The organism is Roseibium aggregatum, from assembly GCF_017309185.1.
Lineage (GTDB): Bacteria > Pseudomonadota > Alphaproteobacteria > Rhizobiales > Stappiaceae > Roseibium > Roseibium aggregatum_B.
Genome location: NZ_JAEKJZ010000005.1, coordinates 229,040 through 242,601 on the forward strand (window position 1 = coordinate 229,040; position 13,562 = coordinate 242,601).

Consider the following 13,562-nt stretch of genomic DNA (forward strand, 5'->3'; position numbering starts at 1 on the left):
CGGTGAGCCAGGCGGCAACCCTCTTGGACACGAGAAGTCCGTTCGGTACCTATCCGGCCGAACGGATGGTCCGGGCTGCCTGGCGCTTCGCCGACCGGCACGATCTTTCGAAGGGGCTGCGCAAGCGGGTCCGCGCAATGGTCTCGAAGGTATTCAGGGGACCGTACGATCTCGAGGCCGACGGCCTGAAATTCCGGATCTATCCGGGCGAGAACTATGACGACCGGAAGATCCTTGCCAAGGGCCGCCTGCCGGAACGCGCGGAACACCAGCTGATCGAACCTTTTCTCGAGGCAGGCACGGTCTTTGTCGATGTCGGAGCGAACATCGGCTCCTACTCGATTTTCGCCGCTGGTCGCGGCGCGGTGGTCCTGGCGGTCGAGGCCAACCCTCACACGGCGGACAAGCTGGCATTCAATGTCGGCGCGAACGATCTGACTTCGGTCACCATCGTCAATTCGGCCGTCGGTCCGCGGGACGACGTGCTGCAGTTCTGGCAAGAGCCCAGCAATTGCGGTTTCGCGACCTTCGTGGAGGATCTGACGACCGGCGAATGGGCGGGCGACTGGAAACCGGTCTCCATGAAGGTCCGGCCGTTGACCGCCATCTTGCACGACGCCGGTCTCAGCCGGATCGATATTTTGAAAGTGGACGTGGAGGGGTTTGAGGACCGGGTGGTTCTTCCCTTCCTGAGGCACGCGGAACAGGCTTTGTGGCCCCGCGTGATCCTTCTTGAAACCAATTGCCGGCCCTATTGGACCGAGGATTGCCTGAGAGAACTGGCGAACCGCGGCTATGAGGTGACCGGCCAGACGAATGACAACATGGTTTTCGAACTCGCCCTTTGAGTTCGATGACACTTAGGCCCAGGACGCGAACAGGGCCCAACGCGGAGCAGTAACGAAATGGTTCAGCTGACGCTTCCCCGGAACTCTCAGGTGACGGAAGGCAAGGTGTGGGACAAGCCGGAAGGCGCAACCAACCTGCGCGAATACCGCATCTACCGCTGGAACCCGGACGACGGGAACAATCCGCGGGTCGATACCTATTTCGTCGACATGGACGACTGCGGGCCGATGGTCCTCGACGGTCTCATCTACATCAAGAACAAGGTCGACCCGACCCTGACCTTCCGCCGCTCCTGCCGGGAAGGCATCTGCGGCTCCTGCGCCATGAACATCGACGGCACCAACACGCTTGCCTGCACCAAGGGTGTCGACGAGGTTGCCGGTGAGGTGGTCAAGATCTACCCGCTGCCGCATATGCCGGTGGTCAAGGATCTGGTGCCGGATCTCACCCGCTTCTACGCCCAGCACCGGTCCATCGAGCCTTGGCTGCAGACCGTGTCCCCGGCTCCGGAGAAGGAATGGCGCCAGTCCCACGAGGACCGCGAGAAGCTTGACGGCCTCTACGAATGTATCCTGTGCGCCTGCTGTTCCACCTCCTGCCCGTCCTATTGGTGGAACGGCGACCGGTATCTCGGCCCGGCCATTCTGCTGCAGGCCTACCGCTGGCTGATCGACAGCCGGGACGAGGCGACCGGCGAGCGTCTGGACAACCTGGAAGACCCCTTCCGCCTCTATCGCTGCCACACCATCATGAACTGCTCGCAAGCCTGCCCGAAAGGCCTGAATCCGGCCAAGGCGATTGCCGAGATCAAGAAGATGCTGGTGGAACGCCGGGTCTGACCCAAACCCGCCGGCAAGGACAGGATTTGGAAAAGCCGCCCATCCGGGCGGCTTTTGATTTCCAGCAAACCCTCAGACGGTCAGTCCGGACAAGTGCAGCGGAGCTGCGCGCAGATCCGGAACCCGGAAATCTTCTGCGCCAAAGGCGCTCAACACTCAAATTATATCAGATAGATATGAGAGAAGGTGCTCGCTGCCGCTCGCACGTGTCAGCCGGATTCCGGCTCATGCGACACCGCTTCGCGGCGCGCTGGCCGGAATGACGCCGTAAGGTCAGTCTGGAAGCTGACCTCACGGCAAAGTCGCTTTTTCTTTTCAGGCGCCTCACATCCCCTGCACAATTTCTGCTGAATTTCCCCGTGCTTCTTCAGGAATTCCGCCCAAAGGTCTCCCGAAGCCTGCACGACCCTTGTGCCGTTGATCCGGTGCCGCAGCGAAGCGCACCTTTTGCCGAAGGGTTTTGTGCATGACAAACAATTCAGATGAAGCATTTTCCGATACGACCGTTCCGGGGAGGGTGGGGGCGCCGCCGCGTCTCCTGACGTTCAGGAATTCACCGGCGGTCAAATTCATCCTGATCGGCCTCCTGACCATTCTGCTTCTGGCGCCGGCCACCTTCGTCTGGGTGCTCGTGGAAGAACGGGCCGACCGGGCAAGGGACGTCGCACGCGACATTGCAAGATCTTGGGGCGGAACCCAGAAAATCAATGGACCGTATCTTGTCGTTCCATATGACGAGACCGCTCTTTACCAGACCAAGGACGGACAGACCGAGCGCCGGAAACTGAAGCGAACCGCGGTCTTTTTTCCGAAGAAACTCGATGTCTCGGGCGATATCGATGTCGAGGAGCGGCAAAAATCGATCTACTCGCTGCCTGTCTATCACAGCCGGCTTAGGCTGAGCGGCCGTTTCGCGGCGCCGGAGCTGGACATGCTGAAAGCGGAAAGCGAGGCCGGCACGGTCAGTGTCAACATGGAAGAAGCTTATGTCGTTGTCGGCATAGGCGACATCTCGGCGCTCAAAAGCGAGGTTCTCATGACCCTGGATGGCGCGCAAAGCGTTCCGTTCGAGCCGGGCCTGGGCGCAATGAAGCCGGCCAGGGGCTACACGTCGCGGGGCGCGGGAAACATGTCCGGGGGCATAAACGCTTCCGTCCCGTCCCAGAAGTGGCGCCAGGGTTTCACCTTCGACATCGATCTTCAATTGAACGGCTCTTCGGGGCTTTTTGTTGCGCCTTCCGGGCAAACGACCAAGGTATCACTCGCCTCGAATTGGCCTCATCCGGGATTTACCGGCGCGTTTCTTCCCGAAGAAAGGACAATTTCCGAAGAGGGCTTTGAAGCCACCTGGACCATTCCCTATCTCGCCCGCGGCATTCCCAAGCTGCTGCAGACAAGTGAGATACCGCTTGAGAACAAACTCCTTGGCGTCAAATTCGTCGAACCTGTGAATTTCTACCAGACGATTTCCCGGTCGCTGAAATACGCGGTTGGTTTCATCAGCCTGACGTTCCTGGCGGTGTTCGTGCTGGAAATGCGCTCCGGCTGGAGCTTCCACTGGATCCAGTATGGCCTTGTTGGCTTTGCCCTGATTATCTTCTACGTCATGCTGCTCGCCTTTGCCGAACACGTCGGCTACGGACCTGCCTATCTGATCGCGGCGGGCGCGGCGACGCTGCTCAACGCGGTCTATGTCGGCACATCGCTTCGAAACCGTTTTGCCGGTGTCGTCATGCTGCTCGTTCTGGGCGCGATCTTCGGCGTGCTGTTCGCCCTGATGCGGGAGCAGGACTATGCTCTGTTGATCGGCTCAGTGATCGCGTTTGTCGCGCTCGCGGTGACCATGTTTGTCACACAGCGGATCGACTGGTCTGGTTCGGGTGAAGCGGTGCCACGGGATGATAGCAATCCCGCCTGACCCTTCAGGCAGTGAGAAAGGTGAGGCGGAGCTTGTGGTTCGCCTCATTTTGTTCTAGCTTTGTTCTAAGCTCGAAGCAGCGGAGGTGAGTATGCACAAGAGCCGTCTCGGATTTCTGGTGATTGATTGCGAAGGTGGGGACATAGACGCCCATGCAGCGTTCTGGGCTGAAGCTCTTGGGCGAACCGTGGAGGAAAAGCCCAGGGACCCTCGCTATCGGCGCCTGGAAAGCGAAAAACCAGGCATCGGCATTCTCGTTCAGTCCGTCGACCATGCGCCTCGCGTTCATCTGGACATCGAAACGGATGATGTCGGGCGGGAAGTTGCTCGTCTTGAAAAACTCGGCGCGGGCATTGTGAGGGAGATGGAGAACTGGACGGTGATGGAAGCCGCGAGCGGCCACAGGTTCTGCGTGGTCAAGAAACAATTGCCCGGTTTCGATGAAACGGCGACGAGGTGGCCGGACTGAGCGGTCGTTGCTAACCGGCCGTTTGGCGCTGTCTGACTCGACTTCACGTCCTTGTGCGGATGCGCGAGCGGAGTTGAATTTGCGTCTTTGCCGTGTCGCGCTAGGTGTTGAGGCAACACGAGGAGATCTGACATGAAACGCCTGTTGCCACTTACCCTCTTTGCCTCGGTCGCCGCTGCCGTTCCGCTTCTTCCCGCGAAGGCGGAGACCGCCATTCTGGCCGGGGGATGTTTCTGGTGCGTGGAGTCGGATCTGGAACACCTGCCGGGCGTGCGTGAGGTCGTTTCCGGTTATGCCGGTGGCAAGACGCAAAACCCGACTTACAAGACGTACGAACGCGGCGGTCACCGCGAAGTGGTCAAGGTCGACTTCGACGAAACCAAACTGAGCTACGGCGATCTGGTCGCCATCTTCCTGCGCACCGTTGACGTGACCGATTCCGGCGGCCAGTTCTGCGACCGCGGATTTGCCTATTCCACCGCGCTCTACCCACTGAACGAAACACAGGCGGCCCAGGCAAAGAAAAAGCTCGACGAAGCGAACAAGGTTCTTGGCGGCAAGGTGGTGACGCCGGTCGAGCCGGCGGCGGTGTTCTGGCCGGCGGAGGATTATCACCAGGATTACTACAAGAGCGAAGTCCGCACCCTGACCCGGTTTGGCTACGTCTCGCGCGCGCAGGCCTACAAGGGCTATCGCAAGGGCTGCGGACGGGACGCGCGGGTCAAGGCTGTCTGGGGCAAGGAAGCCTACAAGGGTCTGCCGAAGGCGGGAAGCTGACAGGCGAAAGGATGACCGGCCGGGATCGGCCGGTCGTCGGGAACCCGGTCCGCTCAGGCGCGTTCGGCAAACGGCCTAGAAGCGATAGCCGATGCCCAGGTCGATGATGTCGGCGCTGGCGCCTGCGAAGAACGGCTGTCCGTCGTCGAACTGGTATTGTTTGTCGTAGAGATGAAAGTGCTTGTAGTCGGCACGCACGAAGACATGATCTGTGATCCGGCCTTCCAGTCCGCCGCCCGCGACCCAGCCGTAAAGAGTGTTGGTGTCCGTCACGATCCTCGAAGGTGCCGGGGCAAGGTAACGGTCCTCCGCCAGCAGGTCGACAACCTCCCGCTGAATTTGCTGCAGGGTGTATTTCCCGGTTCCGATACCGGCGGAGACATAAGGCATGAAGCGCCCCGCGTCGTAACCGAGACGCGCGGTCAAGGCGCCCAGCCGTTCGGCCCGTTGCCTGACGTTGTGGGTGTAGGTGCGCTCCTCGAAATTCGAGGCAAGTCCCTCCGCGTGCGCGCCGACGACGAATTTTCCGATCTGCTGGTCATAGCCCAGCGAAATGCCGCCGACCGTCGACTTCAAGGTGGTGTTCCAGCCGACAGTGTCGTTGCCGTTGACGATACCGCCTCCGACGAACAGAACGCCGCTGAACCCGGTCCAGTCCTGCCGCGTCAGCCGCAATTCCTCAATCGGTTCGAGAGCCGGTTCGCCGAGGTCCGCGGCCAAAGCCGGAAAGAGTGTTCCTGAAAAAAACGCAAAAAATGTCAGCCAGATCCGCATAAGCCCACCACCCATTAGCCCGATAGGCGCTATGCTGCGGCTGAAACCTCAATATTTTGTTAAGGTTAACGGATCTCAAACGCCCGCTTCGAAAGCCTCGACAAGATCGAGGAAAGCATCGCCATAGCGTTCAAGCTTGGTCTCGCCCACGCCGGACACCGTCAGCAGCGCATCCCTGGTGACCGGACGCGCGGCGGCGATGCCGGCCAGGGTGGCGTCCGGGAACACCACATAGGAGGGGACGTTCTGGTCCCGAGCGATCTGGCTCCGGAGCCGGCGCAGCCGTTCGAACAGAAGCTTGTCGTCGTGGCCGAGTTCGTCGGCGATCGAGGCGGTGCGCGAGGTCCGGGTCTTTTTCAGACCGGCGGCATTCCTGTCCTTGCGCAGGGCGATCTTTTCCTCGCCGCGCAGAACGGCGCGCGATGTCTCCGTCAGCACCAGCGCGCCGAATTGGGCGTGGTCCACGTCGACGAACCCGGCAGCCACCAACTGCCGGGCGATCGATTGCCAGGTTTTCTGGGCGATGTCCTGGCCGATACCGAACACCGACAGGTTTTCATGGCCGAATCGGGCGGTCTTCTCGTTGGTCTTGCCCATGAGAACGTCGATGACATGGCCCGTCCCGAAACGCTGGCCGGTGCGGTAGATGGCCGACATCAGCTTCTGGGCGGCCTCCGTGCCATCCCAGGTTTCCACCGGTGACAGACAGGAATCGCAATTGCCGCAGGGCTCGGGATAGGTCTCTCCGAAATGGGCGAGCAGCGCCTGGCGGCGGCAGCCGGAGGTCTCGCAGATGCCGAGCAGCGCGTTCAGCTTGGCGTTTTCCGCCCGCTTGATCTCGTCCGGGGCATCGCCCTCCGCGATCATGCGCCGGCGCTGCACCAGGTCGGCCATGCCATAGGCCATGAAGGCTTCCGCGGGGGCTCCGTCGCGCCCGGCCCGCCCGGTCTCCTGGTAGTAGGCCTCCACGGAGGAGGGAAGGTCGAGATGGGCGACATAGCGTACGTCCGGCTTGTCGATACCCATGCCGAAGGCGACGGTTGCGACCAGACAGAGCCCCTCCTCAAGCAGGAAGGCGTCCTGATGCGCGGCGCGCTTTTCCGGGGGAAGGCCCGCGTGATAGGGCAGGGCCTTGATGCCTTTTTCGCTCAGCCAGCCGGCGATGTCCTCCACCTTGGCCCGCGACAGGCAATAGACAATGCCGCTTTCGCCATCGTGTTTTTTCAGGAAGTCGAGAAGCTGCTGGCGCTGGTTGGTCCGTTCGACGATTTCGTAACGGATGTTGGGCCGGTCGAAGCTGGTGGAAAAGACGGTGGCGTCTTCCAGCTTCAGCCGCGCCAGAATGTCCTTTTGCGTATGCGGATCGGCGGTGGCTGTCAGCGCAACCCTCGGAACGCCCGGATAGCGTTCCGCCAGGCAGGACAGGGACATATACTCGGGTCGGAAATCGTGGCCCCACTGGCTGACGCAATGGGCCTCGTCGATGGCGAACAGCGCGATATCGAGCGTGTCCAGGAACCGGCGGAAGCTTTCGTTGCCGAGCCTTTCAGGGGTCACGTAGAGCAGGTCGATGTCGCCGCGCCGGACCTCGTCCCTCAAAACAGCCTGGTCTTCCTGCGAGAGCGTCGAATTCAGCGCGGCGGCACGCACGCCGGCAGCCGTGAGCGCGCCCACCTGATCCTTCATCAGGGCAATCAGCGGGGAAACGACAATGCCGAGCCCTTTGCGGCACAGGGCAGGGATCTGGTAGCAGAGCGACTTTCCAGCGCCTGTCGGAAAAAGGACAACGGCATCGTTGCCGTCGATCAGGGTCTCGATGACCGCCTGCTGCTTGCCGCGGAAGCTCTTGTAGCCGAAGACCTGCTCGAGCACCGCAAGCGGCTTGGGTTCCGGGCGAACGGATGGAGCGGTGGCTTGCAGCAGGGGAGGGGTTTCCTCCTCGGCGAACGCGGATGACAGGGACATGAGACCGGCGAGTTCCTAAGGGTTCCCGCGCACAATGTCTTATTCGCAAGGTCAGGGCAAACCGATTGGCTTTCCGCCTGTGGATGACCGTTGGCGCGGAGGCTTAAAATTCCGCGTCCGGATTCTGTGCCAGCGTCTCCGAGCAATGAACCCGCATTTGCTCCGTCAGCTCGGTCAGGTCGCCCGCCAGCCGCTCCGGCCGGATCGGCTGTCCGAAATGAACCCTGAATTCGGCATTTTTCTTGTTGAGCAGTTCGTTGAAGACGGTCATGTCGCGCAGTTCGGTCGAAACGCGCGCCAGGAAATAGAACAGGCCGGAATTCCTGCCGCCCATGTGCATGGGAATGATCGGCGCCTTGTTCTTGCGCGCCAGGGCGAGGGCGGAACTCATCCAGGGACGTTCCGTCAATTTACCCTGGTGCCAATGTGCAAGGCGTCCGGAGGGAAACAGCACGACAACCCGCTCGCGCGAAAAGGCCGCGGACGCAATCTTCAGCGTTTCCTTGGATTTCTGGCGGCTCTTGAAATCGGCCCGCCACTCGACCGGGACGATCATGTCCGAAAGGCGCGGGTTGATGCGGATCGCGTCCCGGTTGGCGAAGATCGACAGGTCCTTGCGCCGGGATTTGATGGCGTCGAACAGCACGATCCCGTCGGCGATGCCGGTCGGGTGGTTGGACACCAGGACAACCGGCCCTTCGGTCGGAACCCGTTCAATGCCGAGAGTGGTGACATTCAGATCAAGAAGGCCGCTGAGGTGTTCGAAAACCTCCTGGGCCTCCATCTGGCCGATCGTGTCCGCCATCTCGACCGCGGAACGGTAGCGTAGAATCCTGTAGGCAAACGGACGGATGAGCGGCCACCACGGACTTGCCATGACCAGTTTACCCCGTTCGGCGATCAGGTCGTCGACAATGTGAGTGTCGGTCAGATGCGTGTCGGATAGCCGGCGTTGCAACCCTGCCTCACGGCGCTTTGGCAAGGTGTCTGTCGTCTGGTCTGTCGTCCGCACAATTCACCTCTGCCCAAGGGAAACCTCAATACTCTCCCGCATCGTTAACGAAATCAGGCGCTTGGTGCAAATGCTCATTGAACGATTTTGCCGTCGGAAAACCGGCTGTCCGGATATCAGCTCCAGAGCGGGGAAGTGAAAATTGCCAGTATTGTCAAGAACGAAGCGGCCCAGGACAAAGAGCGCGGCGTTGCCCGGTCCGTCCAGTAGCAGAAGACAAAAATTAGTCTGAGTGCCACGAAAAGAACGGCAAGGCGGTCGACCCAGTCTCCGGTGCCGCCCTGACTTAACGCAACAAAAACCGCCGCGGCGAAAAACGGGAAAGCTTCGTAGCCGTTGCTCTCGGCCGCCCGCGCGCGGGCGCGGAAGCCTTCCCGCCAATAGGCCGGATCCCGCGGATTGGCGTTGTCGAATTCCCTGCTGAACTTGGCGGGCAAGATTGCGGCGTAAGGCAAAATCGCCGCGGCGAGAATGCACCAGATTGCTACGGGCATGAGAGGCTCCTTCGAGAGAGGCCGCCGGTCCGGGACAAGGTTCGGGGACTGGCCGGCGGAGACGATTTCAGTTTCGGTTTCTTCCGGGTGACGCGGAGCATTTTGTTCGCAACAGCATCGGCAACGGCTGGAACTGCGTGTTCGATGCGTTGAAACGGACAATGCCGGCACCCCGGAACGCCGGCCGGACACGGTCAAGTTATCCTCATGTGGTTGTGTCTGGCCATTGTTTTGTCATGAAGCTTTTCCGACATGACGTTAGATCAACAGGCGTTCGAGGAGAATCGATCGGACGGAAAAAGTTGATCGATTTTAGGGTGTTATTGCAAGCGCTGAACGGGATGGCCGGTTTCCGGCTGTCAGTTGAGCGGATTGCCAGGAAGGAATGTCCAGTGCCGAAAACCACGGTCCTGTTTCTGTGTCCGGACAACGCGCTGCTGGGGCCGCTGGCCGAAGCTTATCTGAATGACAGGGCGGGCGGGCTGATGCGCGCATTTTCCGCGGGGGTCGAACCGGCAAGCCGTCTGAGCCGCCATGTGAACCGGTTGCTTTCGGCAAGTGAAGTCGACGGGCAAGGATTGACGCCGAAACCGGTCGAGGTCTTTTTGATGCCTCACGCGGTGATACCGGACCGGGTGATCTATCTTGCGGAGATGGCTCCGGTTCCCTTGCCGCTCCACTGGAAACCGGCAACGTCGAGTCATTGGTGGACCGTTGCCGAGACACCGCCATTGCCCGGTTCTTTCGCCCAGAGCGCGGCGTATTTCGGCCGGATCAGGCATTCGATCGACAAGCTGTTGAACCCGCCTCAGCGGTCCGGCGGACCGGCCGTCTTGAATGTGGCCTGATCCGGGTCGGCTAAAATTCCCGGGTTTTTGCATTTTTGACAAATTGTAGGTTAAGACATGCCACCATAATGCGACGAAGCTGAGGGATTGATTCGTTATGAAGGGTGCCGGAAAACTCGTTTTGGTCGTCGGGCTGGCGGTTCTGGCCGCCGGTTGCCAGAGGCTGTCCGGAGGGCCGAATTACGCCGCGCCGCTTCCCGCGACGCCGACCACGCCGGTCGGTGCGGGCAGTCTGGATCCGCTCAATCCCAACGCGGCCGGCGGGCTCGGCCCGGACGGCCAGCCCGTTGCTCCGGCCGATCTTGCAAGCAACCCGGTTGCAGCCCCGGCGGACGCTCAGGAAGTCGGCCGCACAGACCTTCTCGGCGGCTGGAAACTGTCGTCCGGCGGCGATAATTGCCAGGCATTCATGACCCTGACGACCTGGTCCGGCGGATATCGGGCAAATACCAGAGGTTGTAGCTCGCCTGTACTGTCCGGCATCGCCGCATGGGACCTGAGCGGCAATCAGGTCGTTCTGAAGGATGGCTCCGGAGTCATCGTTGCGCAGCTATATTCAAGCACTTCCGGGCAGTTCAACGGTCAGACCGCGACCGGTTCACCTATTTCCCTCTATCGGTAATACCGCTCGGTATTTTTACTAGACAGCACGCGCTATGGGTGTATATTTGCACTGCTACCGGAAAGGCTGTGCAAATGTCGAAGTATGAACCGTTAAGGGAGCACCTGGCGCGTCTGGAGGATGTCGTCTGGGCGGCCAAGCTGAACGAAGTCGAGGAGATCATCGGCTCCAATCTCCCCAAGAGCGCGCGTGAACACCGGACCTGGTGGGCCAATTCCGGAGGCAGTCTGGTGCACCAGAACGCCTGGCTGGACGCGGGATGGCGGGTGGAGCGCACCGACCTGATGCGCGACGTGATCGTGTTCCGCCGCTTGCGCATTGGCGGCACGGCGATCGCCGGCGGTTCGAGCCAGAGGCAGCGCCCGGCTCACAACCTGCAAAAAGTGGCGGAGAAGCGTCTGGCAAAGGAAATGGCGGCGCTACGCCAGCCGGCCACAGTGACCCTGCGCTCCGAATGGACGGTGCTCGGCGACGTTCAGCAGACACCCTGTTCCGCCGCATCCATACCCCGGGAAGGCGGCGTCGTGCGCTTCGCCGCATACGACGGCGGTGAAATCCATACCGCGATCGTGGCGACCCTGTCCGTGCAGGAGTCCTATCGCGGCCTGCGTGAGGAAGTGAAGGGCGTCGTCAAGGATGGCGGCAGCCGCTTCGGCGCGGCATTCGTCCAAAAAACCGGCTTCGATCTGACGGCTCCCATCGAGTGCGACGTGGTCAAGTCCGGAAACGCATGGCTGCTGACCGACGGACGGGGCCGGAAGGCCAATTTGGACGATCAGTCGGAATGCCATCTGGTCGCACAGCTCCTCTACCTGCAGGAACTGCAGACGGGCCGCAAGTCGGCACTTATCCTGCTTTGAGCAGGCTTGGTCCTGCTCTCCCGATCCGCTGACACCATGTGGGCGGCAGTCGGCGGTCAGGAAACAACTGGGTCTCGGTTCTTGAGCCGGGGAGCGAGGCTCAAAAGTGTAACTTTAGCCTACCCACTTGCGATCACGCTTTCGAAAAAGCTGGTCTTTCCTCCATTGTAGTGGTTCCAGTCGGGAGGGTCTCCGGCCTCTTCCGCCAGGCGGGCTTTCAAGGTTCCGTAAGTCCGGGCAAGGTCGTTGCTCTGCAGGAGCATGTCCCGGAAGGCGCGGCGTTGCGCCATGGTGTGGAAACCCGTCGGCGCCAGGCAGATTCGGTGCGCCATAAGCCTAGTTTCGCCGCTCTCTTGCTGGAATCTGAAGCGCTCGCCCGCGGGTCTGGTCATTTGCACTTCGCCGGAGTGGTGCAAAAAGCCGAGGTCGGCGTACCCCGTGCCGCACAGCTCGGCCCGAAGGTCTTGAAGAACTGCGGCATCGGCGAGCTCGATGTCGATATGAAGTTTCGGTTTTGCCGAAAGCCCGGGAACCGCCGTGGATCCGACATGTTCGGCGCGTTCGATATTTTCCGCGAGCATCGACTTCAGGTCTTCGATCAGCAGGTTCGCTTGCTGTATCCAATTGGGGTTGTGTGGCTGCAAAGCTATTCCCACTGCCTGGAACCCTCGGGTTTTCAATCGGTTGAATGACGCCGTCTCAAATTTGCCTAACAGTTTCGAAACATATCATGACTTGCATCGGCGGCGATTTGATCTTATTTCGCCGTGCAATTGGTCCTGTCCACGACCCCATGAGTTCTCATGGAGGGAGTATCGCCGTTGAAGATGGAACTGCCGGTCAACCGCGCGATGAGCGCCCGCTACGATGCGCTGGTCGCATCGGGGGAAATCAGGGAAGACCCCGTTCAACGTGAAGCGGTGCGCCAGTTGGATCTCCTCAACACCCGCCTGGCGGAAACCCGGCTCGCATCCAAGAAGAGCTCGCTTGGCTGGTTGTTCGCCAGCAAAAAGAACCAGCTCTGGGCGTCGGTGCAGGGGCTTTACATGTGGGGAGGCGTCGGCCGGGGCAAAACCATGTTGATGGACCTCTTTTACGAGGTCACGGTGATCCGCCGCAAACGTCGCGTTCATTTCCACGAATTCATGGCCGACGTCCACGAGCGCATCCATGCGCACCGGCAGGCGCACAAGCAGGGCAAGGTCAAGGGCGACGATCCGATTCCGCCGGTGGCGGGCCAGATCGCCGAAGAAACGCGGCTGCTTTTGTTCGACGAGTTCACAGTCACCGATATCGCCGATGCCATGATCCTCGGGCGCCTGTTCACCCAGCTCTTCGAGCTTGGCGTGATTGTCGTGGCGACATCGAATGTGGTGCCGTCGCAACTCTACAAGGACGGGCTCAACCGTCAGCTCTTCGTGCCCTTTATCAATCTTCTGAAATCCAAGGTCGAGATCCTTCACCTGGACTCGCCCACCGACTATCGGCTGGAGACCCTGTCGGGCGCCCCGGTTTACATCACCCCTCTCGGCAACAGCGCCGACGACCAGATGGACGAAATCTGGTCCAGGCTGACCCACGGGATGGAGTCGCATGGCGAAGAGCTGGAAAACAAGGGGCGGAAGATCGCGGTCCCCAGGGTCGCCTCCGGCGCGGCGCGGTTCACCTTCAACGACTTGTGCATGCAGCCGCTCGGCGCGAGCGACTATCTGCGCATTGCCCATGCCTATGGCACCGTGTTTCTCGATCGGGTGCCGATGATGTCGAAGTCGCGGCGCAACGAGGCCAAGCGATTCATTACCCTGATCGACACGCTCTACGACAACGGTATCAAGCTCGTCGTTTCGGCGGAGGCCGAGCCTCAGGATCTTTACGATACCTCCGAAGGCGGAACGGAAGCCTTCGAATTCGACCGGACGGCATCCCGTTTGATCGAGATGCGCTCGGAGGCCTATCTCGCGGGAGAAACGAGAAACGCACCCGTATAAAGTGTCCTTCCCTATACGAGAGCTATGGGGGCGGGAAGATATGAGAAATTTTGCATCGCCCTGCGCAATATTCTTTTGGCGAGGTTGCGCAGGGGACGCAAAGGGAGTAGTGCCATCGTCAGTCATCGGCGGATGGCATAGAGTTCC

At 60.6% G+C, this 13,562-nt stretch carries 14 protein-coding genes; 9 read left to right on the forward strand and 5 right to left on the reverse strand.

All coding sequences use genetic code 11. From position 1 onward, the window contains the following. The first annotated feature begins 2 nt into the window (after positions 1-2). The 5 genes from JF539_RS20915 to msrA all read left to right on the forward strand — a co-directional run bounded on the left by JF539_RS20915 (position 3) and on the right by msrA (position 4,852). Complete coding sequence (locus tag JF539_RS20915; RefSeq protein ID WP_209017469.1) at positions 3-848, forward strand: FkbM family methyltransferase; 846 nt, start codon at positions 3-5, stop codon at positions 846-848. Positions 849-905: 57 nt separating this feature from the next. After that, complete coding sequence (locus JF539_RS20920; protein WP_207142679.1) at positions 906-1,688, forward strand: succinate dehydrogenase iron-sulfur subunit; 783 nt, start codon at positions 906-908, stop codon at positions 1,686-1,688. 466 nt (positions 1,689-2,154) lie between these two features. Then, complete coding sequence (gene creD, locus JF539_RS20925) at positions 2,155-3,606, forward strand: cell envelope integrity protein CreD (RefSeq protein ID WP_207142680.1); 1,452 nt, start codon at positions 2,155-2,157, stop codon at positions 3,604-3,606. Between the two features lie 91 nt (positions 3,607-3,697). Continuing rightward, complete coding sequence (locus JF539_RS20930; RefSeq protein WP_207142681.1) at positions 3,698-4,075, forward strand: VOC family protein; 378 nt, start codon at positions 3,698-3,700, stop codon at positions 4,073-4,075. A gap of 132 nt (positions 4,076-4,207) precedes the next feature. Then, positions 4,208-4,852 (forward strand): peptide-methionine (S)-S-oxide reductase MsrA, encoded by a 645-nt coding sequence (msrA, locus tag JF539_RS20935; RefSeq protein WP_207142682.1) that lies wholly within the window; start codon positions 4,208-4,210, stop codon positions 4,850-4,852. 75 nt (positions 4,853-4,927) lie between these two features. On the opposite strand, the gene JF539_RS20940 is transcribed toward msrA, so the two are convergent. From JF539_RS20940 to JF539_RS20955, 4 genes are all read right to left on the reverse strand, one after another. Beyond that, entirely contained in the window at positions 4,928-5,626 is a 699-nt protein-coding gene (locus JF539_RS20940) for an outer membrane protein (protein ID WP_207142683.1), read from the reverse strand. A 75-nt stretch (positions 5,627-5,701) separates the two neighbouring features. Further along, positions 5,702-7,591, reverse strand: a complete 1,890-nt coding sequence (recQ, locus tag JF539_RS20945) for a DNA helicase RecQ (RefSeq protein ID WP_207142684.1) — start codon at positions 7,589-7,591, stop codon at positions 5,702-5,704. Positions 7,592-7,694: 103 nt separating this feature from the next. Next, complete coding sequence (locus tag JF539_RS20950) at positions 7,695-8,603, reverse strand: GNAT family N-acetyltransferase (protein WP_207142685.1); 909 nt, start codon at positions 8,601-8,603, stop codon at positions 7,695-7,697. A 116-nt stretch (positions 8,604-8,719) separates the two neighbouring features. Then, positions 8,720-9,097, reverse strand: coding sequence for an MAPEG family protein (locus JF539_RS20955; protein WP_207142686.1), 378 nt, complete (start codon positions 9,095-9,097; stop codon positions 8,720-8,722). A 392-nt stretch (positions 9,098-9,489) separates the two neighbouring features. Between JF539_RS20955 and JF539_RS20960 the strand changes: the two genes are divergently transcribed. From JF539_RS20960 to JF539_RS20970, 3 genes are all read left to right on the forward strand, one after another. Further along, complete coding sequence (locus tag JF539_RS20960; protein ID WP_209017470.1) at positions 9,490-9,945, forward strand: low molecular weight phosphatase family protein; 456 nt, start codon at positions 9,490-9,492, stop codon at positions 9,943-9,945. A gap of 97 nt (positions 9,946-10,042) precedes the next feature. Continuing rightward, positions 10,043-10,567: a protease inhibitor Inh/omp19 family protein gene (locus JF539_RS20965; protein WP_207142688.1), complete on the forward strand. Its 525-nt coding sequence runs from the start codon at positions 10,043-10,045 to the stop codon at positions 10,565-10,567. 74 nt (positions 10,568-10,641) lie between these two features. Then, positions 10,642-11,427 (forward strand): DUF7662 domain-containing protein, encoded by a 786-nt coding sequence (locus JF539_RS20970; RefSeq protein ID WP_207142689.1) that lies wholly within the window; start codon positions 10,642-10,644, stop codon positions 11,425-11,427. Positions 11,428-11,546: 119 nt separating this feature from the next. On the opposite strand, the gene JF539_RS20975 is transcribed toward JF539_RS20970, so the two are convergent. Beyond that, positions 11,547-12,071 (reverse strand): GrpB family protein, encoded by a 525-nt coding sequence (locus JF539_RS20975; protein WP_207142690.1) that lies wholly within the window; start codon positions 12,069-12,071, stop codon positions 11,547-11,549. Positions 12,072-12,230: 159 nt separating this feature from the next. Here JF539_RS20975 and zapE point away from each other — a divergent pair, with 159 nt between their 5' ends. After that, positions 12,231-13,415, forward strand: a complete 1,185-nt coding sequence (gene zapE, locus JF539_RS20980) for a cell division protein ZapE (RefSeq protein WP_419247695.1) — start codon at positions 12,231-12,233, stop codon at positions 13,413-13,415. Positions 13,416-13,562 lie beyond the last annotated feature (147 nt).